This is a genomic window from Curtobacterium luteum, from assembly GCF_014646995.1.
In the GTDB taxonomy this organism is placed as follows: domain Bacteria; phylum Actinomycetota; class Actinomycetes; order Actinomycetales; family Microbacteriaceae; genus Curtobacterium; species Curtobacterium luteum.
The window spans coordinates 187,343-214,333 of the sequence record NZ_BMOI01000002.1; the positions used below are offsets into that span (position 1 = coordinate 187,343).

Genomic DNA, 26,991 nt, shown 5'->3' on the forward strand with positions numbered 1-26,991 from the left:
CGGCACCGCACCAGCGGGGCGCTGAGCGCCCTACGCCCGGCGCCGCACCCGCGGGTCCACGAACGCGTACACGACGTCGACGATCACGTTCGCGACGACGATGAGCAGCGCCGAGAACAGCGTGAAGCCGACGACCACCTGCAGGTCGAGCGTGTGCACCGCGTCGATGAGCAGCGCACCGAGGCCCTGCATCGAGAACACCTTCTCGGTGATGACCGCGCCGCCGAGGAGCGACCCGAGGTCGAGCCCGAACAGCGTCACAACGGGCAGGATCGCCGTGCGGAGCCCGTGCCGCACCACGACCTGGCGTTCGCGCAGCCCCTTCGCGCGGGCGGTCCGGACGAAGTCCTGCGACATCGACTCGAGCATCTCGCCCCGCGTGAGCCGGGCGTAGATCGCCGCGCTGATGAACGCGAGGACGCACCACGGCAGGATCAGGTGCGTGAACCAGCCGACCGGGTCGTCGGTGAACGCCACGTAGCCGCTCGTCGGCAGGATCCCCAGCACGAAGCCGAACAGCAGGATCGCCAGCAGGCCGACGAGGTACGACGGCGAGGAGACGCCGGCGACGGCCACGGTCATGACCGCGCGGTCCACGAACGTGCCGCGACGGAGGGCCGAGACCGTGCCGCCGACGACTCCGGCGACCAGCCACAGCAGGGCGGCACCGACGGCGATCGACGCCGTGACGGGCAGGCGCGACACGATGAGGTTCGTGACACTGTCGTGCAGCTGGAACGAGTAGCCGAAGCACGGGGCGGCGCAGTGGATCACCGAGGCGCCGCTGCCGAACGTCCGGCCGGTGAAGATGCCCGCGAGGTACGCGCCGAACTGCGCGAACCAGGGCTTGTCGGTGCCGAGGAACGCCTGCACCTCGCGGAGGCGGTCCGGCGTGCAGGGCTTGTCGCAGATCGCCCGCGCGGGGTTCGTCGGCAGGAGCACGAACAGGGCGTAGGTGATCGCCGCGACGACGAGCAGCACGACGACGGCGCCGAGGACACGGATCGCGATGAAGCGCAGGGTGGTCACCGGGCACCTCCACGGGGGTCGAGGGCGTCGCGGAGCGCATCGCCGAGCACGTTGAACGCGAGGGTGATGAGGAACAGCGCGGCGCCGGGGAAGACGAGGTACATCGGGTCGGTCTGCACCCACCCGACCGCGTCGCCGATGCTGCGACCCCACGACGGCGTCGGCGGCGTGACGCCGACGGCGAGGAAGGAGAGCGCGGCCTCGGCGCCGATCATCGAGGGGATCGAGATCGTCGCGTAGACGGTGATCGTCGCGGCGAGGTTCGGCAGCAGCTGCGTCCGGATGACGTGCCACCGTCCGGCACCCATGGCCGTGGAGGCCACGACGTAGTTCCGGGTCACCAGCGAGAGCGTCTGGCCGCGGACGACCCGCGCGACGCTCGGCCAACCGAAGAACCCGATGACGAGGACGACGAGAACCGGCTTCGGGAACGACGTCGGCACGATCGCGGTCAGGGCGATCATGAACACGAGCGACGGGAACCCGAAGATGACGTCGACGATCCGGGACAGCACACGGTCGTACCAGCCGCCGAAGAACCCGGTGGTCACGCCGACGAGCACGCCGATGACGATCGACAGTGCGGTCGCGGCGAGCCCGATGCCGAGCGAGGTCCGCGCGCCGTAGGTCACGATCGCGAAGAGGTCGCGGCCGGTGAGCGGTTCGACGCCGAACCAGTGCGTCCCGCTCACGCCGCCGAGGGCACCGCGGGGCGCTCCGAAGTCGTTGAGCGCGTCGATGTGGTACTTGTACGGGTCCTGTCCGCTGACGGACGCGATGAGCGGCGCCGCGATCGCGACCACCACGAACACGGCGATGACGACGGCGGCGGCGACGGCCCAGCGGTCCTCCCGGACGCGGCGGACGACGGCACGGAACCCGGTGGTCCGACCGGCAGCCGCCGCGACGGGACGGTCGACGACGTTGGCGGTCACGAGGCCACCCCTTCCCACGCACGCCACGCCTCGCGCCGTTCGGCCTGTCGCACGGGGTCGGCGACGGGCGCGGCCGCGAGGAGCATGCGCGTGTAGTCCTGCTGCGGGTCGTCGAGCACGGCCTCGGTGCGGCCGCGCTCGACGATGCGGCCGTCGTTGAGCACGACGACCTCGTCGGCGAGCTGGCGGACGACGGCGAGGTCGTGGCTGACGAGCAGCATCCCGAACCCGAACTCGTCCTGCAGCGTGGCGAGCAGCTCGAGCACGGCCGCCTGCACCGTCACGTCGAGCGCGCTCGTCGGTTCGTCGGCGATCAGGACCGCGGGGCGCAGCGCGAGCGCCCGGGCGACCGCGACGCGCTGCCGCTGACCGCCGGACAGCTGGTGCGGGAAGCGACCGGCCCACGACGGGTCGAGCTGCACGGCGCGGAGGAGTTCCTCGACACGTGCGCGTCGGTCCTCGGCGGACCGCGGGTCGTGCACGAGGAGCGGCTCCGCGATGCTCCACCCGATGGTCTGCCTCGGGTTGAGCGAGGACGCCGGGTCCTGGAAGACGATGCCGACGCGGCTCCGGAGCTCCCGCAGGCGCCTCCCCCGGGCGGTCCGGAGGTCGCTGCCGTCCACCTCGACGCTGCCCGCGACCACCGGGACGAGGCCGGCCAGGGCGCGACCGATGGTCGACTTGCCGGAGCCGGACTCCCCGACGAGGCCGAGGGTGCTGCCGGCGTGCAGTTCGAGGTCGATGCCGGCGACCGTCGGGTCGCCGCGTCGCGCGTAGCGCACGGCGACGTCGCGCAGCTGCGCGACCAGCGGACGGGAGGCGCGACTCGTCTCGGCGAGACTCGCTTCCGCCGGCCTGAGACTCGCGTCTGACGACACGGCTCGGGTCCCGGGGGCCGCGTCCTGTCGTCCAGGCCGAGTCTCGGGGTCCGCAGCCGGCGTGGCGGACGCGGGGCGGGCCTCCAGGGCGGGAACCGCGGCGAGGAGCTCACGCGTGTAGTCCGCCTGCGGGTGCGCGAAGACGTCGGCGACGCTCCCGCGTTCGACCGGGTCCCCGCGGCGCATGACGAGGACCTCGTCCGCGACGTCCGCGACCACGCCCATGTCGTGCGTGATGAGCAGGACGGCGAGGGACCGCTCGCGGCCGAGCGTCCGGAGCAGGTCGAGGATGCCGGCCTGCACGGTGACGTCGAGCGCCGTGGTGGGTTCGTCCGCGATGAGCGCCACCGGGTCGCCCGCCAGCGACATCGCGATCATGGCGCGCTGCAGCTGACCGCCGGAGAGCTCGTGCGGGTAGGCCTTCCGGATCCGCTCCGGGTCGCGCAGGCCCGCGGACCGCAGCAGGTCGTCGATGCGTGCCGAGACGCCGGCGCGGTCGAGACCGGCGGGGTGCGCCCGCACCGCCTCGGCGATCTGGGTGCCGATCGTCAGGACGGGCGTGAAGGAGTTCATCGGCTCCTGGAACACCACGCCGATGCCGGCGCCGCGGACCGCACGGAGCCGCTCGGCGTCCGCACCGATCAGTTGCTCGCCGCGGAAGCGGGCACTCCCGGAGACGCGGGCCTCGGGAGGGAGCAGGCCGAGCAGGCTCATGGCCGACACCGACTTGCCCGACCCGGACTCCCCCACGAGGGCGAGCACCCGGCCGGGCGTCAGCGAGAACGAGACGTCACGGACGACGGGCTCCGCGTCGCCGAACGCGACGTGGAGCCCCTCGACCTCGAGCAGCGGTTCGGTCACTGCTTGAGCGAGACCTTGAGGTAGTTCGGGTACGCCGGGAAGTCCGCGATGCGGAAGTTCTCGACGTTCGAGCCGGCCAGGAAGGACTGCTTCGCGTAGATCAGGGGGACGACGGGCGCGTCCTCCATGATCTTCTCGTCGGCCTGGGCCCAGAGCTTCTCGGCGTCGGACCGGTTGATCGTCCCGGTGGCCTGCTCGATGAGCGAGTCGACCTCCGCGTTCTTGTAGTGCGACACGTTGTAGCCGCCGCCACCGATCTGCGAGGAGTCGTAGAGCGGCTGGATGTTCGCGTTCGCGCTCGGGAAGTCCGGCTGCCAGCTGAACAGCACCAGGTCGTAGTCGTTGCCGTTGGTGGCGTCGGTGTAGAACGAGTCGGAGTCCTCGGGCTTCAGGGTGACCGTGATCCCGGCACGCTTCAGCCCGGCCTGCAGGGCCTGGGACTCGGCGAGCGACGACGAGTCGTTCTGGGTGAGGAGGGTCAGCTTGAGGTCCTCCGCTCCGGCGGCCTCGAGCATCGACTTCGCCTTGTCGACGTCGCCCGAGGCGGACGTCTTGTAGAGGTCGTAGTCCTTTCGGCCCTCGATGCCGGGCGTGATGAGCGTCGAGGCGTAGGTGCCGGCGAGGGCACCGCCCGCCGCGATCCGGTACGACTTCTTGTCGACGGCGTACTGCAGGGCCTGGCGGACCTGCTTGTCGGCGAGCTTGCCCTTCTGGGTGTTGATCGCCATGTACTGGATCGGGCCGGCCTTCGACGTCGCGAGACGGTCCTGCGCCGACGGGTTCGAGCGCACCTGGTTCAGTTCCGCCGCGCCGAGGTAGGTGGCGCCGAAGGAGTCCTTCGCGTCACCGTTGTCGGCGATGAGGGTCTGCGTGACGGTCGACGGGTCCTGGCTCTCCTTGAAGACGACCTTCGACGGGCCGGCGGTGCGGACCGAGTCGGTCTTCGCGCTCCAGTACTTGTTGCGGACGAGCGTGATCTGCGAGCCCTGGGTGTTCGACTGCACCTGGTACGGGCCGCTCGCGACGGGCTTCGCGTCGTACTCGCCCGTGTTCGTGCCCTTGCCGTCCGGCACCGGGGCGAACGCGGGCATCGACACGAGCCACGGCCAGTCGCCGTAGGCCGCGTTGAGCTTGAAGACGATGGTCTTGTCGTCCGGCGTCTCGATGCTGTCGAGCGTCTTGCCGTCGAACGGACCCTTGTACGAGTCGCCGCCGACCAGGAGCGACTTGTGGTAGCTCAGGCCACCGGTGAGCGTCGGCGCGAACGAGCGCTCGATCCCCCACTTGATGTCCTTCGTGGTGATCGGGGTGCCGTCCTGGAACTTCAGCCCGTCCTTGAGGTGGTACGTCCACGTCTTGCCGCCGTCGCTCGAGTCGCCGGTGTTCGTGGCGAGGTCCGGGACGACCTTCGCGACCTTGCCGGGCTCGACGTCCCATGCGGTCAGTCGGCGGAGGACGAGGCCGAGCGTGGTGATGTTGAGGTTCTGGCTCGTCGCCGGGTCGAGGTGGACCGCGGTCGACGTCGTCAGGATGTTGAGCGTGCCGCCCTTGGAGGTGCCGCTGGCGTCGTCCGACGAACCGCCGCCCGAGCACGCGCTGAGCGCGAGTGCTGCTGCGACGGCGACCGCCGCGGTGGTGATCAGGCGCGTGGGGCGTCTCATGACGGTGGTGCTCCTCGTGGGGTGTGGGATGGCGGACGACTGCGGGGGCAGACGTGTCGCGGACGGCGCCCGGGGCACCGGCGGCGTCCATCCTGGCACCGCGGGGCACGCCCGGCCCAATCTCGTCGCGCGGCGGACGTCGCACGACGTAACGGTCCAATCGTCGTGCTACGCCCGGGCATTCCCGATGCGCGCACATCGATCCGGATCCCTTGCTGGTGCGCAGCGCGGCGCGGAGAGCGGCGCCGGGTCTCGGCTCGCCGGTCAGCGGTCGAACAACCCCCCGAGGAAGTCGCCGCCCAGGTTCGACGCCTGCTCGCCGAGCCCGGACACCTGCTCCCCCAGCCCGCTCGCCTGCTCCCCCAGCCCGCTCGCCTGCTCGCCCAGCCCCGCGGCCTGCTCCCCGAAGCCGCCGAGCAGCTGCTCCCCCTCGCCCACGAGCCCCTCGGCACCCTCGGCCAGCCCGAGGTCACCGAACCCCGCGGCGATCCCCTCGAAGTCCACCCCGGAGCCGACGGCCTCCGCCAACACCGGCCCGGCCGCGGCACTCATGACCGCCGCACCCGCGACGGCGACCCCGAGCCCGCCGATCGCCATCGCCCCGGCGCCGACCGCGGCACCGCCGGCGAACGCCCCGCCGCGACCGCCGAGGACCCGTCGGAGGAGTCCGGGCCGAGCGACCTCGCCACGGGTGGCCGCACGCGCCAGCCCGGCCGCGGAGTCGTCACGCAGGTGCTCGTTCGGCGGGAGCTCGGAGTTCAGCCGGTTGCGGACCTCCTGACGCTGCGCCGGGGTGAGCCGGGCGAACGCGTCGTGGTGGACCTGCTCGAGGCGCTCGGGCGGGGCTGTGCGCAGCAGGTAGTCGTACTTCGCGATGGCCACCCGGTCGGCGTCGACCGGGCCGCGCTGCGCCGGAGACCCGCCGTCCGGCCGGCCCGGGTCGTGCTGCGGGTGGGTCTGCCGCGCAGGGGGCTGCTGACCCTGCCGGGTGCGGTCGTCCCCGGTGAGCTTGTCCGCCGCGGTCCGGACGACGTCGCGCCAGTCGGTCCCGCCCGCGGACGAGCCGCCGCTGGCAGCCCCGGACTGCCCGCGCTTCTGGAGCTGCTTGTCGATGACCTTCGAGGCCATCCCGAGGATGCGGTTGAGGTTCGCCATGACCCAACCTTTGTGATCCCACATGTGAGCACTCAGCATCGCCCCGGTGTGCCGGCCGCTGAACCCGTGCGAGACCCCTGTGAGCGCCCGACTCCGTCCGCCGCCCCGCCCCGCGAACCCGCTCCCGACACCGGGGCCGACCCGCCGCTGGGAGCCGGAGCCCTCAGCTCAGGATGCGCGCGAGGAAGGCGTTCCGGAAGCGCCCGGTCGGGTCGAGGTCACGAGCGAGCGCCGCGAAGTCGCCGAGGCGGGGGTACGCCTCGTGCAGTCGCTCGGCGGTCGCCACCGACACCTTGCCCCAGTGCGGCCGCGGGTCGAAGGGGGCCAGGGTCTCCTCGATGCGGTGCACCGCCGCCTCGACCGCCTCGGGTTCGCGGCGGAAGGTGAAGTGGATGCCGACCGACTGCCGCTCGGACGACGGGGCGAGCCAGGCGGAGTCGGCGGCGACCGTCCGGACCTCGGCCGCGATGAGCAGGGGCGCGAACACGGATGCGAGGGGACGCAGGGCCTCGAGCGCGGCGATCGCGTGCGACGCGGGGATCACGTACTCGGCCTGGATCTCGGCACCGGTGGAGGGAGTGAACGACGATCGGAAGTGCGGCAGCCGCTCGGACCAGGGCCCGGGGACCCCGCCCTGCTCGGTGACGCCCGCGGTGTCGTTCTCGCCCGGGTGCACGGGGCCGTCGGCCGGCCGGGCGCCGAGCGCGACGAGGTCGACCTGCGGCGCGGGCTCGTCCGTGCGGTGCTTGACCCACACCTGCCGGGCTCCTCGGTCGTCGAACGACGTGAAGAGCGACACCGAGTACGCGTCCGACACCACCGCGTCGAAGTGCCCGAGCACGGCGTCCCACGGCAGGTCGAGGTGGACCGTGGTGGCGACCTCGAACGACGGCTCGATCGCGAGCTCCACCGTGGTCACGATGCCGAGCGCGCCGAGTGCCACGCGGTGTGCGTCGAGGGCGCCGTCCGGCGTCGAGGCGTCGACCCGCGCCGTGTCCCCGGACGCCCGGACGACCTCGAGGCCGACCACGGCCTGCGCGAGCGACGGGTTGCGGACGCCGGAGCCGTGCGTACCGGTGGCGACCGCCCCGGCCGTGGAGATGTGCGGCAGGGACGCGAGGTTCGCGAGTGCCCAGCCACGGGCCTCCAGGCCGGCCGCGACCTGTGCGTGCGTCATGCCGGCCGCGACCCGGACCACCCGTCGGTCGGTGTCGACGTCGAGCACGGGCGGCAGCCCGGCGAGCGTCAGCTGCGCCCCGTCGGTGTCGGCGATCCGGTTGAAGGAGTGCTTCGAGCCGAGCGCCGTCAGGCGCGGCGTCGCCGCGACGATGCGCTGGACCTCGTCGACGGAGGTCGGCGTCAGCAGTTCGGTCGCCCCGTAGGTGACGTTCCCTGCCCAGTTGGTGCGCATCGTCGCGGTCACGGTCACGAGCCTAGAACCCCCGGTCGAGTCGGTGCCAGGTCTGCTGCAGGCGCAGCTCGTCGCGGAACCCGCGGGCCGTGGTGTGCTCGTCGATGACGAGGAACTCGGTACCGACCATCGTCGCGAAGTCCTCGACGACCTGCAGGCCGACAGCCGTCGTCATGACGGTGTGGTGGGCGGCGCCGGCGGTGAGCCAGGCCTCGGCCGCGACCGGGAACGACGGCCGCGGCTCCCAGACCGCGCGGCCGACCGGCAAGTTGGGCAGCGCCTCCGTCGGCGGGACCACGTCGACGACGTTCGCGGTGAGACGGAAGCCGTCACGGGTGTCGGACAGCGCGACCACGACGGCCTCGCCGGCGTCGGCGGTGAAGACCAGGCGCACCGGGTCGTCCTTGCCGCCGATCCCGAGCGGGTGGATCTCGAGCGTCGGCGTCGTGGTGGTGAGCGTCGGCGAGACCTCGAGCATGTGCGCGCCGAGGATCTTCTCGGCACCCGGGGTGAGGTCGTACGTGTAGTCCTCCATCAGCGATGCGCCACCGGGCAGCCCGGCGCCGGCGACGTTCATCGCGCGGACGAGGACGGCGGTCTTCCAGTCCCCCTCGGCGCCGAAGCCGTACCCGTCGGCCATGAGGCGCTGGACCGCGAGGCCGGGCAGCTGCTTGAGCGTCCCGAGGTCCTCGAAGTTCGTGGTGAACGCGGCGGAGCCGTTCTGCGCGAGGAGGGCGCGGAGGCCGAGTTCGATGGCGGCGCCGTCGCGGAGCGCGGCGTGGCGGTCACCGCCGTCGCTGCGGAGCGACGGGTCCACGTCGTAGTCGCGCTCGTACGTCGCCACGAGCGCGTCGACCGCCGCTGTGTCCGCCGCTGCGGCGTCCACCGCCGCTGCCAGCTCGTTCACCGCCCAGGTGTTCACCTGCACGCCGAGCTCGATCTCCGCCTCGGTCTTGTCGCCCTCGGTGACGGCGACGTAGCGCATGTTGTCGCCGAAGCGGGTGAGCTTGAGCTCCCGCACGGCCGCGGCGCCCGCCGCGGCACGGGTCCAGTTCTGGATGCGAGCGACGACCCGCTCGTCGGACACGTGCCCGACCGCCGTGGCGTGCCGGACGCCGAGGCGGGCGAGCGCGTAGCCGAACTCGCGGTCGCCGTGCGCGGCCTGGTTGAGGTTCATGAAGTCGAAGTCGATGTCGCCCCAGGGCAGCGCGACGTTCGCCTGGGTGTGCAGGTGCAGCAGCGGCTTCGTGAGTGCCTGGAGCCCACCGATCCACATCTTCGCGGGGCTGAACGTGTGCATCCAGGTCGTGACGCCGATGACCTTGTCGTCGGCGCTGGCCTCGATGAGGGCCCGGCGGATGCCGTCGGCGTCCTTGAGGACGGGCTTCCACACGAGCTTCACCGGCACGTGCGGCGCCAGCGTCTCGTGGACGGCCTTGCTCTGCTCCTCGACCTGGCGCAGCGTCTCCTCGCCGTACAGCCCCTGGCTCCCCGTCAGGAACCAGACCTCGTAGCCCGCCAGTGTCTCGGCGGGGTCGACGACGTGCGTCGGTGTGTCGTGGGTCACTGGAGTGCTCCTTCGGGGGTCTGTCCGTAGACGTTCTGGTAGCGATCGAAGAGTCGATCGATGTTCTCCTGGGCGATCGGGACGAGCTCCCCGCCCTGCTTCGCGATGTGCACGGTGCGTGCGACGTCCTCGCACATCACCGCGGCCTTCACGGCGTCCTTCGCGTCGCGCCCGATCGTGAACACGCCGTGGTTCTGCATGAGGACGGCGCGCGAGCGGTGACCGCTCAGCGTCTCGACGATGCCGTGGCCGATCGAGTCGTCGCCGATGATCGCGAACGGCCCGACCGGGATCGGCCCGCCGAACTCGTCCGCCATCGCCGTGATGACGCACGGGATCGCCTCGGCGCGGGCCGCCCAGGCCGTCGCGTAGGTCGAGTGGGTGTGCACGACACCGCCGACCTCGGGCATGTTCCGGTAGACGTAGGCGTGCGCCGCGGTGTCGGAGGACGGGCCGTGCGCGTTGTCCCAGCCGTCGGCCGGCACGCCGTCCAGCGTGCAGACCACCTGGTTCTCGGGGCGGAGCTCGTCGCTCGACACCCCGCTCGGCTTGATCACGAAGAGGTCCGTGCCCGGGACGCGCTCGGAGACGTTGCCGCCGGTCCAGATGACGAGGCCGTAGCGGACGAGTTCGCCGTGCAGGGCGGCGACGCGGGCGCGGGTCGCCGCGACGGCGGCCCTCGTCTCGTCGGTGGTCTGGTCCGTCATGCGGTCGGCTCCTTCTCGGTGCGTGCGTCGTTCGCGGGGTCGGTCGGGTCGGCCGCGTCGGTCGGGTCGGCCGCGTCGGTCGGGTCGGCCGCGTCGGTCGGGTCGGCCGCGCCGGTCGGGTCGGCCGCACCGGTCGGGTCGGCCGCGTCGGTCGGGTCGGCCTGGAGGCGCGGCTCGGCTTGGTCGGTCGGGTCGGCCTGGTCGGTCGGTGCGGTGGTGCGGGTCGCCGATGCCGCCACGTCCTGCACGGGCAGGGCCGCGCGGTACCGGTCGAGGTAGCTCTGGAAGCCGGCGACGTCGTCCGGCTCCGGCTCGGCGACCTGGAGGGCGTCCCCGCGGAAGACGGTGTCGGCGAGGAAGTCCTCGAGCGCCTGGTCGGTGTGCTCGAGGTAGGCCGCGAGGACGGCGATGCCCCACGCCCCGCCCTCGCCCGCGGTCTCCTCGAGGGCCACGGGGACCCGGAGCGCCGCCGCGAGGAGACGCTGCGGGGTACCGGGCGTGCGGAAGAGCCCACCGTGCGCCGTCATCCGGTCGACCCGGACGTGCTCACCGTGCAGCACGTCCATGCCGATCGCGAGGGTCGCGAAGGCACCGTGGACCTCGGAGCGGACGAGGTTGCCCAGGGTGAACCGGGCGCCGGGCGTGCGGAGCAGCAGGGGTCGGCCGTCCTCGACGTGGGTGACCGGCTCTCCGGCGAGGTAGTTGAAGGACAGCAGCCCGCCGGCGTCCGGGTCGGCGGCGGCGGCCTCGTCGAGCAGGACCGCGTACACGTCGTCGACGTCGACGGTGGTGCCGCCGGTCCGGGTGCTCGTGGCATCGGCGAACCGGCCGAACACCCGCGCCCAGGCGGCGATCTCGCTCGCGCCGTTGTTGCAGTGCACCATCGCCACGGCGTCACCGGCGGGGGTCGTGACGACGTCGAGTTCCTCGTGCGGCGTGGCCAGCGGCTGCTCGAGGACGACCATCGCGAAGATGCTCGTGCCGACGCTGACGTTGCCGGTCCGGGGCGCGACCGCGTTCGTGGCGACCATGCCCGTGCCCGCGTCACCCTCCGGCGGGCAGAACGGGACGCCGGCGACGAGCGTGCCGGTCGGGTCGAGCCAGGCGGCGCCTTCAGGCGTGAGGGCTCCCGCGTCCTCGCCGGCGACGAGGACCTCGGGCAGGAGGGCGCGGAGGTCCGGCACGCGGTGGGCCACGAGGCCCTGCGCGGTCGCGAGCATCGCCTGGTCGTAGTCGCGGCGGCCGGGCTCACCGGGGGCGCTCGGCGTCGGGGTGCTGTCGATCGGGAAGAGGCCGCTCGCGTCGCCGACCCCGAGGACGTCCCGACCGGTGAGTCGGCGGTGCACGTGGCCCGCGAGGGTCGTGATGCCGGCGAGGTCGGCCACGTGCGGCTCGTCGTCGAGGACCGCCTGGTACAGGTGTGCGATCGACCAGCGGAGCGGGACGTTGAAGTCGAGGGCTGCGCTGAGTCGCTCGGCGGCCGGGCCGGTGGAGGTGTTGCGCCACGTCCGGAAGGGCACGAGCAACTCGCCGTCCGCGTCGAACGCGAGGTAGCCGTGCATCATCGCGGACACCCCGGCGGCGCGGAAGCTCGTCGGGCGGACGCCGTACTGCCGCTCGACGTCGGCGACGAGGTCGGCGTAGGCGGCGCGGAGTCCGGTCTCGACGGCGTCGAGGGAGTAGGTCCAGCGACCGTCGACGTACGCGTTCTCCCACTCGTGGGAGCCGCTCGCGACCGGGCGGAGGTCCTCGTCGACGAGGACGGCCTTGATGCGGGTCGAACCGAGCTCGATCCCGAGGGTGGTGCGGCCGTCCGCGACCTGCCGTGCGGCGTCGTCACCCATGTCGTCCTCCCAGACGTCGTCGTCTTGCGTGAGCGCTCACATCCTGGCACGTGAGCGCTCACTCGCGCAACGCGGCGCGCCCCGGGAGCGCGGGAGCCGGGGGTCGCGGGGGCCGGGGACGCGGGGCCGCTGGGTCCGAGTCCGGGCCCGGGCAGCCGGTCCGAGCGCCGGGTCGCACACCGTTGGTCGCACGACGTGCCGCTCACGTCCGCCGCGGTCGCACGACATGCCGCACGCCGGCCTCGCGACCCGACACGTTTCGCAGCCAACCGCGACCACGCCCGACCCGCCCACGCCCGCTGCCGGTCGGTCACGACACCCCGCGCGAACCGCGCCGTACGGTCACGACCCGTCGCTCGACCACGCCGAGAACGACACGACGTGACCGACCGCCGAACCCGAGCGGGCAGTCGTGACCCCTCCCGCACCCGCACCGCGCCGGACGGTCACGACCCGTCACACCGCACCACCCCGCCACCCGACCCCACCCCCGAGGAGCGCGCTCGCCGACCCGACCCCTTGCGGCCGCCGCCACCGCGCCCTAGCCTGCTCCCGGATAAGCGCTTTCCTGAACGGGAGCGCCGTCAGTTCGCAAGGAGGCGACATGACCACCACGCTCGCGACCGACAGCCGTGCGCAGACCGCGACCCCGGTCCTCCCGACCGACGCAGCCCACCTGGCGTACCGCCCCCTGCCGGCCGGCGCCGCCCGGATCACCGGCGGGTTCTGGGCCCTCCGGCAGGAACGCAACGGCCATGACGCCGTCCGGAGCGGCTACCACCAGCTCGAGGCGGCCGGGAACTTCCGCAACCTCCGCATCGCAGCCGGTGACGAGGAGGGCGAGGCCGTCGGACCGATCTTCATGGACTCCGACGTGACGAAGTGGCTCGAAGCGGTGGCGTGGGAGTACGGACGCGCCCCCGCTGACGACCTCCTGGAACTGCAGCGCGAGGTCACCGCGCTGTACGCCCGGGCCCAGGCGGACGACGGCTACCTCGACTCCGTGCAGCAGGTACGCGGGAACGGCGAGCGCTACACGGACCTCAAGTGGAGCCACGAGCTGTACTGCGCCGGGCACCTGTACCAGGCCGCGGTCGCCCAGCACCGTGCGACCGGTGACACAGGCTTGCTCGACGTCGCGACGAAGAACGCCGACCACCTCGTCGCCACCTTCGGCGAGGGCCCCGGCAGGACCGCCGACATCGACGGCCACCCGGTCGTCGAGATGGGTCTCGTCGAGCTGTACCGGGAGACCGGCACGCGCGCGTACCTCGACCTCGCGCACTGGTTCGTCGACGCCCGCGGCCACGGGATCATCGAGCGCGCCGGCGGCGAGCCGACGTACTTCTCGGACCGGGTCACCGCACGTGCGGCGACGACCGTGGAGGGTCACGCCGTCCGCGCGGTGTACCTCGCCGCCGGCGCCGTCGACGTCGCGATCGAGACCGGCGACACCGAGCTCCTCGCCGCGAGCGAGCGCCAGTTCGCCGACATGATGGCGACGAAGGCGTTCATCACGGGCGGTCTCGGCGCCCGGTGGGACTGGGAGGCGTTCGGCGACCCGTACGAGCTCCCCACCGACCGCGGCTACGCCGAGACCTGCGCCGCCATCGGCGGGGTCCAGTGGGCGTGGCGGCTGCTGCTGGCGACCGGGAAGCCCGTCTACGCCGACGCGATCGAGCGCCTCCTGTACAACGCCTTCCTCGCTGGGGTGAGCCTCGCCGGCACCGAGTACTTCTACGTCAACCCGCTGCAGCACCGCGACCACGCGCACCAGGACGAGAACCGCTCCCCCGCGCACGGCCGCCGCGGCTGGTTCGACTGCGCCTGCTGCCCGCCGAACATCATGCGGACCTTCGCGAGCCTGGACGGCTACCTCGCGACCCAGGCGGACGGCGGCCTGCAGGTGCACCAGTACGCGACAGCCGACCTCGGGCGGGTCCGCATCGAGACCGGGTACCCGCACGACGGCCGCGTGGTCGTCACCGTGACCGAGGACGGCCCGCTCGCACTCGGCCTCCGCATCCCGGCATGGTCGGACACGACCGCCGTGACGACGCCGGACGGGGTCGCGCACCCGACGCCCGGCACCCTGCACGTCGTCGACCGGCACTGGACCGCGGGCGACACCGTGGAGGTCGCGTTCGACACGACCGCGCACCGCTTCGTCGCCGACGACCGCATCGACGCCGCCCGTGGACAGGTCGCGATCGAGCGCGGTCCGCTCGTCTACGCGGTCGAGCAGGCCGACCAGGAGGGCTTCACGGTCGACGACCTGACGGTCGACGTGGACGCGCCGCTGACCGAGGAGCGTCGCGACGACCTCCTCGACGGCGTCGTCGCCCTGCGGGTGCCGGGCCACGCGCCCGCCTCTCACGAGCAGCCGGCATGGCCGTACCGCAGGATCGACGGGACCCGGCCGGGAGGCGCGGAGCGGGCCGACGAGGCGACCAGCGTCGACGACGCAGGCCGTGGGGCCGGGGGCGAGCCGGGCCTCCAGGCCGACGCGGCGGGCGCCGCGCGCCCCGTGACCGCGGTCGCGATCCCGTACTACGCGTGGGCGAACCGGGGTGCGGCCCCGATGCGGGTCTGGCTGCCGATCGCTCGCTGAGCCGGTCCGCGTCCCCGACGTGCCCCCGCACCGTGCGAGGGGCAGTCACATGGTGCGAGGTTCCACGCACGGTGCGGGGCCGATCACCTCGCACGGTGAGCGAAACCTCGCACCGTGCGCCGAGCCGCGCCCCGCAGGCCCTCGCACCGTGCGAGGGAGCCCCACCCGCGCGCCCTACGCGCTCCGGCGCACCACCAGCGCGGGCGCGATGAGCCCGTCGTCGTGGGACTGCCCCTCGACGAGCGCCTTCACCGACGCCAGCACCCGCTCCCCCATCGCCATGAAGTCCTGCCGCACGGTGGTGAGCGGAGGCGTGAAGTGTGCGGCCTCCGGGATGTCGTCGAACCCCACGACGGCGACGTCGTCCGGGACGCGGAGCCCCTCCTCGGCGAAGGCGTGGAGCACTCCGAGCGCCATCTGGTCGTTCCCGGCGAAGACCGCGTCCACCGTGTGCACGTCGATCGTCCGTGCCGCCGCGAAGCCGCTCGCCGGGGTCCAGTCCCCCTCGAGCACGACCGGTTCGAGTCCGCGCTCCCGCATCGCGCGCTCGTAGGTGGCGCGGCGGACCTCGGACTCCTGCGACACCGACGGCCCGGCGATGTGCACGATGCGGCGGTGTCCCCTCGCGAACAGGTGCTCGAGTGCGAGCATCGCCCCCGCGGCCTGGTCGATCGCGACCGCGGCGACGTTCGGCGCCGCCCCGGTGTACGCGGCGTCGCGCTGCACGGCGTTCGCGACCACGACCGGCACCGTGACGGGGACGGTCAGCGACGCGAGGGCGTCGAGCACCCGGTTGTCGGCCGCGACGAGCACGACGGCGGCGACGTCCTGGGCGAGCAGGGACGCGAGGGCTCCGGACAGGTCTGCCGGGACCGGGTCCTCCGGCAGGGTCGACAGCAGGACGTGGTAGCCCGCGGCGCGCGCTGCCCGCTCGAAGCCGATCGCGGTGCTCGACGGACCGTAGAGGGCGTCGCCCGTGCTGACCAGGCCCAGCGCGCGGGAGCGACCGCCGGCGAGTGCCCGGGCGGCGGCGCGCGGCCGGTACCCGAGCTCGGCGACGGCGGCGGCGACCTGGTCGCGGAACTGCTCGCGGACGGTGGGGTCGCCGTTGATGACGCGGGAGACGGTCTGGTGCGACACCCCGGCGCGCTCGGCGACGTCGAAGATGGTCGGCGCCTTCCGGCGCTTGCCCTCGTGGGCCGTCGTGGTCGTCACGTGGGCAACCGTACCCCCGGAAGTGGGCACCGAGGAAAGGTCGCGAAACGATCACGACGAGTTGACACCCCGTGAAACAACCCACATGATGTGAGCGCTCACTTTGAGCAGCACCCCAGGGGCACAGCAGCCCGAACCCAGCGCGTCGAGGACGACGTGAGAGGAACAAGAGGTACTTCGATGATGAAGCGCAAGATCGCAGCGGGGATCGTCGCCGTCGGACTGGCAGTCAGCCTGGCCGCGTGCTCCGCCGGGGGTCGTGGCGCCACCGGCAGCGGTGGCGGCAGCGGCGACAACAAGGGCGCCCTCGTCGGCGTCGCGATGCCGACCAAGGTCTCCGAGCGGTGGATCAAGGACGGCGACGCGGTCAAGAGCGACCTCGAGAAGGCCGGCTACAAGGTCGACCTCGAGTACGGCGACAACAAGGTCCAGCAGCAGGCCCAGCAGGTCAGCAACATGATCACCAAGGGCGCGAAGGTCCTGATCATCGCGTCGATCGACGGTGGCGCCCTGTCCGACCAGCTCGACGCCGCCGCCAAGGCAGGCATCAAGGTGATCTCGTACGACCGCCTGCTCACCGGCAACAAGAACGTCGACTACTACGTGTCGTTCGACAACTACAAGGTCGGTGTCGACCAGGCCACGAGCCTCCTCACCGGCCTCGGGGTCCTCGACGACAAGGGCGAGAAGACCGGCAAGAAGGGCCCGTTCAACATCGAGGTCTTCGCCGGCTCGCTCGACGACAACAACGCCGGGTTCTTCTTCAACGGCGCGATGGACACCCTCAAGCCGTACCTCGAGGACGGCACGCTGAAGATCCAGTCCGGCCAGGACCAGCTCTCCCAGGCCGCGACGCAGCAGTGGGACCCGGCGACCGCCAAGGCCCGCATGCAGAACCTGATCGCGAAGTCGTACTCCGGCGGCACCACGCTCGACGGCGTGCTCTCGCCCTACGACGGCATCTCGATCGGCATCATCTCGGCCCTGCAGGGCGCCGGCTACGGCACCTCGGACCGTCCGCTCCCGGTCGTGACCGGTCAGGACGCCGAGCAGGCGAGCGTCAAGTCGATCATCGCCGGTCAGCAGTACTCGACCATCTACAAGGACACGCGCAAGCTCGCCAAGCAGTCGGTCACCATGGCCGAGGACCTGCTCTCCGGCAAGACGCCCGAGGTGAACGACACCAAGAGCTACGACAACAAGGAGAAGGTCGTCCCGACCTACCTCTTCCAGCCGACCGTGGTCACGAAGGACAACTACAAGTCCGTCCTCGTCGACAGCGGCTACTACACCGAGGCCGACCTGAAGTAGGCGCGACCCATCTCACGGACGGGAGGCGCGGTGCACGCCCGCACCGCGCCTCCCGTCCGTCTCCACCAGCGCGCGCACGCGCGCACGACGGAAAGGCGGTCCACATGGCGGACACCATCCTCGAGATGCGGGACATCACCAAGACCTTCCCCGGTGTGAAGGCCCTGCAGGGGGTCTCGATCGCGGTCGAACGCGGTCAGGTCCACGCGATCTGCGGCGAGAACGGCGCCGGCAAGTCGACCCTGATGAAGGTGCTGTCGGGGGTCTACCCGCACGGCTCCTTCGACGGCGAAATCCTCCTCGACGGGCAGCCGGTGAAGTTCGGCTCGATCAACGACTCCGAGGCCGCTGGCGTGGTCATCATCCACCAGGAGCTCGCCCTCAGCCCGTTCCTGTCGATCGCCGAGAACATCTTCCTCGGCAACGAGCGCGTCAAGGGCGGGCTCATCGACTGGAACCAGACCAACCTCGAGGCGGCGTCGCTCCTGCAGCGCGTCGGGCTCAAGGACAACCCCGTCACGAAGATCGTCGACATCGGCGTCGGGAAGCAGCAACTCGTCGAGATCGCGAAGGCGCTCTCGAAGGACGTCAAGCTGCTCATCCTCGACGAGCCGACGGCGGCGCTGAACGACGACGACTCCGCGCACCTGCTCGACCTCATCCGGTCGCTGCAGGCCGAGGGCATGACGGCGATCATCATCAGCCACAAGCTCAACGAGATCAAGGCGATCGCGGACAAGGTCACGATCATCCGCGACGGCAAGACCATCGAGACACTCGACATGCACGGCGACGACGTCTCCGAGGACCGCATCATCCGCGGCATGGTCGGCCGCGACCTGTCGAGTCGCTACCCGGAGCGTGAGCCGAAGATCGGTGAGGAGCTCCTGCGCATCGAGGACTGGACCGTCCACCACCCGCTCGACGGCTCCCGCGAGATCATCCACCAGGCGAACCTCACCGTCCGGGCCGGCGAGGTCGTCGGCATCGCGGGACTCATGGGCGCCGGCCGCACCGAACTCGCGATGAGCGTCTTCGGGCACTCGTACGGCACCGGCATCAGCGGCACCGTGTACAAGCGCGGCGTCCCGATCAAGACGAACACGGTGACGCGCGCGATCGACAACGGCATCGCGTACGCGACCGAGGACCGGAAGCGCTACGGCCTCAACCTGATCGACGACATCAAGCGGAACATCTCCGGGTCGGCGCTCGGCAAGCTCGCCAACTGGGGGTTCGTGAACAGCTCGCAGGAGACCACGGTCGCGCCGCAGTTCCTGAAGAGCATGAACATCAAGGCCCCCTCGGTGAACGCCGTCACGGGCAAGCTCTCCGGCGGCAACCAGCAGAAGGTCGTCCTGTCGAAGTGGATGTACGCCGACCCCGACGTGCTCATCCTCGACGAGCCGACCCGGGGCATCGACGTCGGTGCGAAGTACGAGATCTACACGCTCATCAACAGCCTGGCGGACCAGGGCAAGGGGATCATCGTGATCTCCTCCGAGCTCCCGGAGCTCCTCGGCATCTGCGACCGCATCTACACACTCTCCGAGGGCACGATCACCGCCGACGTGCCCCGCTCCGAGGCCACCCCAGAGGTCCTCATGCAGTACATGACCCAGGAACGGGAGACCCCTGTCAATGAACGCGCTTAAGTCCGCAGCGAGCTACCTCACCGGGCAGCTCCGACAGATCGGCCTGTTCATCGCGCTGATCGTCATCGTGATCTTCTTCCAGGTGGCGACGAGCGGCATCACCCTGGCACCGATCAACGTGTCGAACATCATCGTCCAGAACAGCTACATCCTGATCCTGGCGATCGGCATGGTGATGGTCATCATCGCCGGCCACATCGACCTGTCCGTCGGGTCGGTCGTCGCGTTCAGCGGCGCGATGGCCGGTGTGATGATCACCCAGTGGGGTCTCCCCTGGCCGGTCGCAGTCGTCCTCTGCCTGGTGATCGGCGCGCTCGTCGGCGCCTGGCAGGGCTTCTGGATCGCCTACTTCGGGATCCCGGCGTTCATCGTGACGCTGGCCGGCATGCTCGCCTTCCGCGGCGCGGCGCAGATCGTCCTGCAGAACCAGCAGATCTCGCCGTTCCCGGCCGGCTTCCGGTCGCTCGGCTCCGGGTTCCTGCCGTCGTTCGGCACCACCGGCTACGAGCCGCTCACGATGGTCCTCGGCATCGCCGCGGCCGCGATCATGGTCATCACGGCGTTCCGGGGCCGTGCGACCCGCCGCAAGTACCAGCTCGAGAGCGAGCCGTTCGCCTGGTTCATCGTGAAGACGGCGTTCGGCGCGGCGCTCGTGATCTACGTCGCCCTGCTGCTCGCGAGCTACAACGGCACGCCGATCGTGCTCGTCGTCCTCGGCGCGCTCGTGGTGATCTACTCGGTCGTCATGCGGAGCGCGGTGTTCGGTCGGCACGTCTACGCGATCGGCGGCAACGCCCTCGCCGCGCAGCTGTCCGGCGTCAAGACGAAGCGCGTCACGTTCCTGCTGTTCGTCAACATGGGCGTGATCGCGGCCCTGGCGGGCGTGGTCTTCACCGGCCAGCTCAACCTCGCGGCGCCCGGTGCGGGCAACGGCTTCGAGCTCGACGCCATCGCGGCCGTGTTCATCGGTGGCGCAGCCGTCACGGGCGGCATCGGGACGGTGCCGGGCGCCATCGTCGGTGGTCTCATCATCGGCATCCTGAACAACGGCATGTCGATCCTCGGCGTCGGCACGGAGTTCCAGTCGCTCATCAAGGGCCTGGTGCTGCTCGCCGCCGTCGCGTTCGACGTGTTCAACAAGCGTCGGGCGGCTGCCGCGCGCAAGTAGGTTCGCTCTTCGCGCTCCCCCGAGACTCGGGCTGAGCGACACTTCTCGCGGTTCGGTGCGCGAGGACTGTCGCTCAGCCCGAGTCTCGTTGCGTGCGGGCCGAGTCTCGGGGTCGGCTCACGCCGTCAGGACGGCCCACCCAGCGGCCGGGAGGCGCACGGTCCCGTCCCGCAGGTCGCCGCCGCCCGCCTCGACGTGCGTCGCACCCGCCGCGGGCAGCTCCACCGGCTCGTCCGCGAGGTTCAGCGTCGTCACCACGGCCGCGTCCGCGGTCGCGGTCCGCAGCACGAGCCCGGTGTTCGTCAGGTGCACGACGTCGGTGTGGGCGCGGTGCAACCAGGGGTTCCGGCGTCGGAGCGCCACGAGGGCCTCGTACGTGCGGGTCAGCTCCACCGGTGCCGGCGGGATGTCCGGGAACGTCGGACGGACCGCGTCGTCGCCGCCCTCGCGTTCCTCCTTCACGCCGGTCCAGCCGTACTCGTCCCCCGCGTACACGACCGGCGTCCCCGCCACGGTGAAGAGGACGGCCGCCGCGTGCCCGGCGAACCGCTCCCCCACGGCACTCGCGATCCGGGTGACGTCGTGGTTGCCGACGAACGTGGTCGGCGCCTGCGTCGCCAGCAGCGCATCGTGCCGCTCGACCGCGTGCGCGAGCTCGAACAGGTTCCGGTCCGCGATGCCGTGCCAGATCCCCTGCCACAGCTCGTACTGCGTGGTGGAGTCCATCGTCGACGCGCGGACGATCGCTGCCGTGTCCCCGTGGATCACCTCGCCGCTGAACCAGGCCTCCGGGAACCGCTCGCGCACCCGCGGCAGGACCCGGGCCCAGAAGGCCGGCGGCACCGCGTAGGCCGCGTCGAGCCGCCACCCGTCGATCCCGCGGTCGAGCCAGTGCGTCATGACCTCGACGACGAGGTCCTCCGTGGCCGCGCTGTCGTGGTCGAGGGCGACGAGGATGTCGTGCCCCTCGAAGTCCCCCACCGGCACGCGCTGCCCCGGGGTCCACCCCGCCCAGTCCACGGCGAACAGGTCGGCGCTCGGGGCGTCCGGCCCCTGTTCCTCGAGCGCGCGGAACGCCGGGTGCTCGCGGCCCACGTGGTTGAAGACACCGTCGAGCAGGACCCGCACGCCACGCTCGTGCGCCGCTGCGACGAGTCGGTCGAGGTCGTCGACGTCCCCGAGGCGCGGGTCGATGCGGAAGTGGTCGACCGTGTCGTAGCCGTGCGTCGAACTCGCGAAGACCGGTCCGAGCAACAGCCCGTTCAGTCCAAGGTCCACGACGTGGTCGAGCCACGGGGTGATGCGGTCGAGGCGGTGCTCGAGGACCCTGTCCGCGACGGGGGTGGCGGGCCGGACCTCCGCGCCGACGAACCCCAGCGGATAGACGTGCCACCACACGGCGTGCTCGACCCACGCGGGTTCGGCGGGGCGGTCCGGTCCTTCGTGGCTGCTCACCGCTCCGATGGTGCCAGGCGCTCCCCGCGCGGGTGCGGATGTCCTGTGTGCGCGCTGGTGCCCCAGGGAGAGGATGGGTCCATGGGACGCGCGATCAGGACCGAGGCCGACGCCGCCGCGAACGAGGCCGAGCACGCCGAACGGACCTGCGCCTCGTGCGGTCGTCGGATGCCCTCGTCCGCTGCCCCGGACGCGAAGTACTGCTCTGCCGCCTGCCGGAAGCACGGCCTCGACGCCACCGACCTGGCGCTCGAACAGCGCATCGACGAGCTGCTCGCGGCTCGTGCCCGGTCGTCGAGCATCTGCCCGTCCGACGCCGCACGCGCCCTCGACCCGGACGGGTGGCGCGACCTAATGGAGCCCGCTCGCCGGGCAGCGCGGCGCATGGTCGCGCGCGGCGAGGTCGAGATCACCCAGCACGGCAGTGTCGTCGCCCCGTCGACCGCGAAGGGGCCCATCCGGATCCGCCGCCCCCGGTAGGGAACACCTGTCGCCCGCCTGCGTTGCACCCGGGGATGACTCTCGACACCACACCGACCGCGACCGCCACGACGCCCGTCCGACACGAAGCCCTCGTCGTGGGTGCCAGCGGCATCACCGGGTCCGCACTGGTGGACCACCTGCTCGACCTCGGCTGGGAGGTCACAGCCCTGTCCCGGCGGCCGCACCCCCGCGACGGCGTCCGCACCGTCGCCGCCGACCTCCGCGACCCGGAGTCCCTGCGCACCGCGCTGGCGGGCGAGCAGCCGACGCACGTGTTCTTCACCGCGTGGCAGCGGCAGGACACCGAGGCCGAGAACATCCGCGTCAACGGCGGCATGGTGCGGGACCTCCTCGCGGCCCTCTCGCACGCACCGCTCGCCCACGTCGCGCTCGTCACCGGACTGAAGCACTACCTCGGCCCGTTCGAGGCGTACGCCGCGGGCGAGATGCCGGACACGCCCTTCCACGAGGAGGAGCCCCGGCTCGACACCCCGAACTTCTACTACGCGCAGGAGGACGAGCTCTTCGCAGCGGCCGAGCGCCAGGGCTTCACCTGGTCCGTGCACCGGTCGCACACGGTGATCGGGCACGCCGTCGGCAACGCCATGAACATGGGCCTGACGATCGCCGTCCAGGCGACGCTGGCGAAGGAGCTCGGCCTCGACTTCGTGTTCCCGGGCAGCGAGGCGCAGTGGAACGGGCTCACGGACATGACCGATGCCGGCATCCTCGCCGAGCACATGGTGTGGGCGGCCACCTCGCCCGAGGGCGCTGACGAGGCCTTCAACGTGGTGAACGGCGACGTCTTCCGCTGGCGGTGGATGTGGCCGCGACTCGCCGCGCACCTCGGGGTGGACCCGGCGCGCGTGGTCGGCTTCGACGGCACCGCACGCCCGCTCGAGGAGCAGATGGCCCGGTACGAGTCTGCATGGGCCGGGATCGCCGAGCGGTACGGCCTCACCGAGCACGACATCACCCGCTTGGCGTCCTGGTGGCACACGGACGCCGACCTCGGTCGCACGATGGAGGTCGTCACCGACATGGGCAAGAGCCGGGAGGCCGGGTTCACCGCGTTCCGCCGCACCGAGCGTGCGTTCGCCGACCTGTTCGACCGCTACCGCGCGGACCGCCTCATCCCCTGATCCGTACCCCGTTCGAACCAACCGGGGGACACGAACCTGCGGCCCGGCCGCGAGTCACGCGTTCCGTGCTGGTTGTGTTCAGGGCACAGGCGCCGGGGACCCTCGGCGGTTCCCGGAGGAAGGAAGACACCATGTCGCTCGGAGACAAGGCGAAGGACGTCACCCAGAAGCTCGTCGGCAAGGTCGAGGAAGCGGTCGGCAAGCACACCGACGACGACGAGCTGAAGCACCAGGGCCAGAAGGACCAGGTCATGGGCGAGGGTCGTCTCGAGACCGAGAAGGCCAAGGACAAGCTGACGGGCAACTGATCCGTCCGTCCCGCTGACGCCCGCGCCGTTCGACGGCGCGGGCGTTCGCTGTGTCGGACGTGCGTCGCGCGGGGGTCAGAACGCGTAGCGGATGCGGCAACTCGGCAGGTGTTCCGCCACGAGTTCCCGGAAGCGCTCGACGAGCTGCCCCTTCATCCCCGACCGGTACCGCACGTTCACGGCGCCGTTCTGTGAGAACTTCTGTTCCTGCAGGTCGGGACGCCAGAGCAGGTCCTCGGCCCTCGGGTGCCAGCCGAGGTTGACCTCGTGCAACTGCTCGTTGTGCGTGAGGAAGATGACCTCGGCCGCGAGCTGCGCCTTCGCCGCAGCGGAGAGCACGTCGTCGACCTGGTCGAGCAGTCCGGCCCAGTCGGACTCCCACGTGGGCGTGAGGATGACGGGCGAGAAGTTGAGGTGCACCTCGTACCCGGCGTCGACGAAGTCGTTCACGGCGGCGATCCGCTCGGCGATCGGGCTCGTGCGGATGTCGGTGACCTTCGCGGTCTCGTGCGGCATGAGCGAGAACCGGATGCGGGTGCGGCCCATCGGGTCCCAGTCGAGCAGGTCGCGGTTGACGTACTTCGTCGCGAAGGACGCCTTGGCCGTGGGGCTCATCCGGAACAGGTCGCACAGGTCGCGCACGTTGTCGCTGAGCATCGCGTCGACCGAGCAGTCGCTGTTCTCGCCGATGTCGTAGACCCAGGAGTCCGTGTCGCACTGGTTCGGCTCGGTCTTCGGCCCCTGCTTCGCGATGTTCCGGGCGACGTGCTTGGCGATCTGCTCGATGTTCGCGAACACCGTCACCGGGTTCGAGTACCCCTTGCGGCGCGGCACGTAGCAGTACGCGCACGCCATCGCGCACCCGTTCGCCGTGGACGGTGCGATGAAGTCCGCGGAGCGCCCGTTCGGCCGGGTGAGGAGCGACTTCTTCACCCCGAGGACGAGCGCCTCGGTCTTGATGCGGACCCACCGCTGCACGTTCCGCTCGTCGCCGTGGACCTCGGGGATGTTCCAGTGCGAGGCGACCGGGACGACCTCGGCGTCCGGCCAGCGCCCCAGTACCTCCTGCCCGCGGGGCAGCGCGAGTGCGGCGTCCTCGGCGTAGATGCGTCGGACGTCGAGCACCGGACGCGTGCGTGCTTCGCTCATCGCCACCTGTCTACCGGTGACCACCGACGGTGCAGACTCGGGAGCATGCCCGCCGAGCCCGACGACCACTTCTTCGTCGTGGACGGTCGACGGTGGCGTCGGGCGGACCCGTCGATCCCCGACGACGTGGCCGCCGCGCTGCGATCGCACCTCGGGCGCGGGCGGAACGCCGTCGGGCGGGCGAAGCGCGACGGCGACGAGGCTGCCCTGGCCGAGGCCCGGCACCGCAACGGGCTCGCGAAGCACGGTCTGGGTGAACGCGGTCCGGAGTGGTGGACGCGGTCGGAGGACGAGCGCGTGGACGATGCCCGCCGTGCGCTCTGCGAGCTCGACGCCCTCGACGAGGACCCCTCGTGACCGGCTAGGGCCGGTACTCCTCACGCTCCGAGGGCGGCGGGGTCGGTATCGAGGCGGGGCCGACACTGCCGTGGGACCCGGGACCGTCCGTCGCGCGGACGAACACCTGCACCACCCGCATGACGATCCGGCCGGCTGCCTGCACCACGTTCCACATCAGGTCGCCCTCCGACGAAGTACCGGTCCGGCCAGGCTACCCGGACGCTCAGCCCTCGGTGTGGCCGAGGTCCGGCTCGGCGAGCAGGCACACCGTGCGCGACGCGGCGGCGTGGAGCTCGAACACCAGGACGTCGTTGCGGCCCTCCCGGAGCACCGGCCCCGGCACGGCGAGCGTCTTCTGGGGACCTCGTGACCAGTACCGCCCGAGGCAGAACCCGTTCACCCAGGCAACCCCCTTCCGGAAGCCGTCGAGGCACAGGTACCGGTCGTCGACGGACGCGAGCTCGAACGACCCGGACGCGAACACCGGTCCGGCGAGCACGTCGCCGGCGGAGGGAGTCGCGTCCCCCAGGACCGAGAGCGCGGCCGGGGCGATCGGGTCGAGCGCGAGCGGCGCGGCCGTCCACCGGGACAGCAGCTCGCCGTCGACGCGGACGTCCCCGATGAGCCCCTTCGGCTCGCCGATGCGCGGACCGTAGTCGACCCGGCCCTGGTCCTCGACGAGGAGCTCCAGCGTGCCGGTGACGGGCGGGAGCGCGATCGCGCGGTCGTGGTGCTCGCGCTCGAGGACCCCGACGACGACCCCGTCGACGGAGACGATCGCGCGGTCACGGACCTCGGTGCCGACGGTGAGGACGCCCCCGGTGGGCAGGGCGACCTCGGTGCGGTGCAGCACGAAGCCGGACGCCGCGCCGAGTGCGTCGAACGTGGGCGGCACGTCGTGCGCCGTCCACGACGTGAGGGTCGGCAGGAGCGTCGCCAGGGGTGCGACGCGGTCGAGCCGGACGGCGACGTCCGTGGCGGGCGCGCGCCGTGCCTCCAGGCCGACACCGCCGGAACCGACAGCGGAACCAGAACCGACAGCGGAACCGGCACGGACACCCGGACCGGCCACGGGTTCGAGCCGACCCGACCCGCCCGGCTGCATCGACGTCGGCAGCGGCGGGACGGGCGCGTAGCGCTCGATCACCGCACGGAACGCGTGGAACTTCTCGGTCGGCCGACCGGCCTCGTCGAGCGGGGCGTCGTAGTCGTACGACGTCGCGATCGGCCGGTACACGCCCTTGTCGTTCGCCCCGTTGGTGAAGCCGAAGTTCGTGCCGCCGTGGAACATGTAGATGTTGACGGAGCCCCCGGCGGCGAGCAGGTCCTCCAGGTCCGAGGCCGACGCGGCGGCCGGCGTCGTGTGGTGGTGCTCGCCCCAGCTGTCGAACCAGCCGTCCCAGAACTCGGAGCACATGAGCGGCCCGGTCGGCTGCGCCTGGCGGAGCCGCGCCAACCGTGCGGTCGCGCGCGACCCGAACGAGCCGGTCTTGTGGAGCGACGGCAGCGAGCCGTCCTCGAGCATCGTGCCCATCGGCTGGTCGACGCTGGTGAACGGGACCGTCAGGCCGATGTCGCGGTGCATCTGTTCCAGCGCCCGGAGGTACGACGCGTCCGACCCGTAGGCGCCGTACTCGTTCTCGACCTGCACGAGCACGATCGGCCCGCCGTCGTCGATCTGCCGCGGGACCAGCACCGGCGCCAACGCCTGCAGGTACGACGAGACGGCGGCGAGGAATCCGGGCTCGTTCCGCCGGACCCCGACGGTCCCGTCCGCGAAGAGCCAGTACGGCAGCCCGCCGTTCGACCACTCGGCGCAGATGTACGGGCCGGGGCGGACGATGGCGTGCATGCCCTCGGCGGCGACGAGGTCGAGGAAGCGGCCGAGGTCGAGCCCACCGGTGAGGTCGAACACGCCGGGCTGCGGCGCGTGCGCGTTCCAGGCGACGTACGTCTCGATGGTGTTGAGGCCCATGAGCTTGGCCTTGCGGATCCGGTCCTGCCACAGGTCGGGGTGGACACGGAAGTAGTGGATCGCGCCGGAGAGGACGCGGTGGGGCTCGCCGTCGAGCAGGAAGTCGGTGTCGCCGATGGCGAAGCGCATGAG

At 71.7% G+C, this 26,991-nt stretch carries 21 protein-coding genes; 8 read left to right on the plus strand and 13 right to left on the minus strand.

Annotated elements, in window-relative coordinates; all coding sequences use genetic code 11:
- Nucleotides 1–30: 30 nt before the first annotated feature.
- The 9 genes from IEY20_RS04280 to IEY20_RS04320 all read right to left on the minus strand — a co-directional run bounded on the left by IEY20_RS04280 (nt 31) and on the right by IEY20_RS04320 (nt 12,048).
- The gene (locus tag IEY20_RS04280; RefSeq protein ID WP_175328132.1) at nt 31–1,029 is read right to left on the minus strand and encodes an ABC transporter permease; all 999 of its coding nucleotides are present in this window, start codon (nt 1,027–1,029) and stop codon (nt 31–33) included.
- Nucleotides 1,026–1,964, minus strand: a complete 939-nt coding sequence (locus IEY20_RS04285; RefSeq protein WP_175328131.1) for an ABC transporter permease — start codon at nt 1,962–1,964, stop codon at nt 1,026–1,028. Before IEY20_RS04285 ends, IEY20_RS04280 begins: the two co-directional genes overlap by 4 nt.
- A complete protein-coding gene (locus tag IEY20_RS04290; protein WP_175328130.1) occupies nt 1,961–3,703 on the minus strand; it encodes a dipeptide ABC transporter ATP-binding protein in 1,743 nt (580 codons plus the stop codon). The genes IEY20_RS04285 and IEY20_RS04290 overlap by 4 nt, the downstream gene beginning before the upstream one ends.
- On the minus strand, nt 3,700–5,364 hold the full coding sequence (locus tag IEY20_RS04295; RefSeq protein WP_175328129.1) for an ABC transporter substrate-binding protein: 1,665 nt from the start codon (nt 5,362–5,364) through the stop codon (nt 3,700–3,702). Before IEY20_RS04295 ends, IEY20_RS04290 begins: the two co-directional genes overlap by 4 nt.
- A 264-nt stretch (nt 5,365–5,628) precedes the next feature.
- Nucleotides 5,629–6,519 carry a cation-transporting ATPase gene (locus IEY20_RS04300; protein ID WP_175328128.1) on the minus strand — a complete coding sequence of 297 codons (891 nt, stop codon included), beginning with the start codon at nt 6,517–6,519 and terminating at the stop codon, nt 5,629–5,631.
- A gap of 163 nt (nt 6,520–6,682) precedes the next feature.
- On the minus strand, nt 6,683–7,942 hold the full coding sequence (locus tag IEY20_RS04305) for a D-arabinono-1,4-lactone oxidase (protein ID WP_229727865.1): 1,260 nt from the start codon (nt 7,940–7,942) through the stop codon (nt 6,683–6,685).
- 10 nt (nt 7,943–7,952) lie between these two features.
- Nucleotides 7,953–9,497, minus strand: coding sequence for an L-arabinose isomerase (gene araA / locus IEY20_RS04310; protein WP_022903581.1), 1,545 nt, complete (start codon nt 9,495–9,497; stop codon nt 7,953–7,955).
- Nucleotides 9,494–10,204 (minus strand): L-ribulose-5-phosphate 4-epimerase, encoded by a 711-nt coding sequence (locus IEY20_RS04315; RefSeq protein ID WP_175328127.1) that lies wholly within the window; start codon nt 10,202–10,204, stop codon nt 9,494–9,496. Before IEY20_RS04315 ends, araA begins: the two co-directional genes overlap by 4 nt.
- A complete protein-coding gene (locus IEY20_RS04320; protein ID WP_175328126.1) occupies nt 10,201–12,048 on the minus strand; it encodes a xylulokinase in 1,848 nt (615 codons plus the stop codon). The genes IEY20_RS04315 and IEY20_RS04320 overlap by 4 nt, the downstream gene beginning before the upstream one ends.
- Before the next feature lie 604 nt (nt 12,049–12,652).
- Between IEY20_RS04320 and IEY20_RS04325 the strand changes: the two genes are divergently transcribed.
- Nucleotides 12,653–14,659 (plus strand): glycoside hydrolase family 127 protein, encoded by a 2,007-nt coding sequence (locus IEY20_RS04325; protein WP_188888930.1) that lies wholly within the window; start codon nt 12,653–12,655, stop codon nt 14,657–14,659.
- 174 nt (nt 14,660–14,833) lie between these two features.
- On the opposite strand, the gene IEY20_RS04330 is transcribed toward IEY20_RS04325, so the two are convergent.
- The gene (locus IEY20_RS04330) at nt 14,834–15,874 is read right to left on the minus strand and encodes a LacI family DNA-binding transcriptional regulator (protein ID WP_175328124.1); all 1,041 of its coding nucleotides are present in this window, start codon (nt 15,872–15,874) and stop codon (nt 14,834–14,836) included.
- A 180-nt stretch (nt 15,875–16,054) separates the two neighbouring features.
- On the opposite strand from IEY20_RS04330, the gene chvE reads away from it, so the two are divergent.
- The 3 genes from chvE (at nt 16,055) to mmsB (ending at nt 20,008) form a co-directional block, all read left to right on the plus strand.
- Nucleotides 16,055–17,185 (plus strand): multiple monosaccharide ABC transporter substrate-binding protein, encoded by a 1,131-nt coding sequence (gene chvE / locus IEY20_RS04335; RefSeq protein ID WP_175328123.1) that lies wholly within the window; start codon nt 16,055–16,057, stop codon nt 17,183–17,185.
- A 104-nt stretch (nt 17,186–17,289) separates the two neighbouring features.
- Nucleotides 17,290–18,840, plus strand: coding sequence for a multiple monosaccharide ABC transporter ATP-binding protein (gene mmsA / locus IEY20_RS04340; RefSeq protein ID WP_175328122.1), 1,551 nt, complete (start codon nt 17,290–17,292; stop codon nt 18,838–18,840).
- Nucleotides 18,827–20,008: a multiple monosaccharide ABC transporter permease gene (gene mmsB / locus IEY20_RS04345; protein WP_022903571.1), complete on the plus strand. Its 1,182-nt coding sequence runs from the start codon at nt 18,827–18,829 to the stop codon at nt 20,006–20,008. Before mmsA ends, mmsB begins: the two co-directional genes overlap by 14 nt.
- A 117-nt stretch (nt 20,009–20,125) precedes the next feature.
- Here mmsB and IEY20_RS04350 read toward each other — a convergent pair whose 3' ends face one another.
- Nucleotides 20,126–21,463 carry an alpha-amylase family glycosyl hydrolase gene (locus IEY20_RS04350; RefSeq protein ID WP_175328121.1) on the minus strand — a complete coding sequence of 446 codons (1,338 nt, stop codon included), beginning with the start codon at nt 21,461–21,463 and terminating at the stop codon, nt 20,126–20,128.
- An 81-nt stretch (nt 21,464–21,544) separates the two neighbouring features.
- On the opposite strand from IEY20_RS04350, the gene IEY20_RS04355 reads away from it, so the two are divergent.
- The 3 genes from IEY20_RS04355 to IEY20_RS04365 all read left to right on the plus strand — a co-directional run bounded on the left by IEY20_RS04355 (nt 21,545) and on the right by IEY20_RS04365 (nt 23,396).
- Nucleotides 21,545–21,943 carry a DUF3253 domain-containing protein gene (locus tag IEY20_RS04355; protein ID WP_175328120.1) on the plus strand — a complete coding sequence of 133 codons (399 nt, stop codon included), beginning with the start codon at nt 21,545–21,547 and terminating at the stop codon, nt 21,941–21,943.
- Nucleotides 21,944–21,978: 35 nt separating this feature from the next.
- Nucleotides 21,979–23,088, plus strand: coding sequence for an SDR family oxidoreductase (locus IEY20_RS04360; RefSeq protein ID WP_022903568.1), 1,110 nt, complete (start codon nt 21,979–21,981; stop codon nt 23,086–23,088).
- A 131-nt stretch (nt 23,089–23,219) separates the two neighbouring features.
- On the plus strand, nt 23,220–23,396 hold the full coding sequence (locus tag IEY20_RS04365) for a CsbD family protein (protein WP_022903567.1): 177 nt from the start codon (nt 23,220–23,222) through the stop codon (nt 23,394–23,396).
- Between the two features lie 75 nt (nt 23,397–23,471).
- On the opposite strand, the gene IEY20_RS04370 is transcribed toward IEY20_RS04365, so the two are convergent.
- A complete protein-coding gene (locus tag IEY20_RS04370; protein ID WP_175328119.1) occupies nt 23,472–24,545 on the minus strand; it encodes a spore photoproduct lyase family protein in 1,074 nt (357 codons plus the stop codon).
- A gap of 45 nt (nt 24,546–24,590) precedes the next feature.
- On the opposite strand from IEY20_RS04370, the gene IEY20_RS04375 reads away from it, so the two are divergent.
- Entirely contained in the window at nt 24,591–24,902 is a 312-nt protein-coding gene (locus IEY20_RS04375) for a biopolymer transporter Tol (protein WP_175328118.1), read from the plus strand.
- A gap of 205 nt (nt 24,903–25,107) precedes the next feature.
- Here the strand turns inward: IEY20_RS04375 and IEY20_RS04380 are convergent, their stop codons facing one another.
- Nucleotides 25,108–26,988: a glycoside hydrolase family 35 protein gene (locus IEY20_RS04380; RefSeq protein ID WP_175328117.1), complete on the minus strand. Its 1,881-nt coding sequence runs from the start codon at nt 26,986–26,988 to the stop codon at nt 25,108–25,110.
- Nucleotides 26,989–26,991 lie beyond the last annotated feature (3 nt).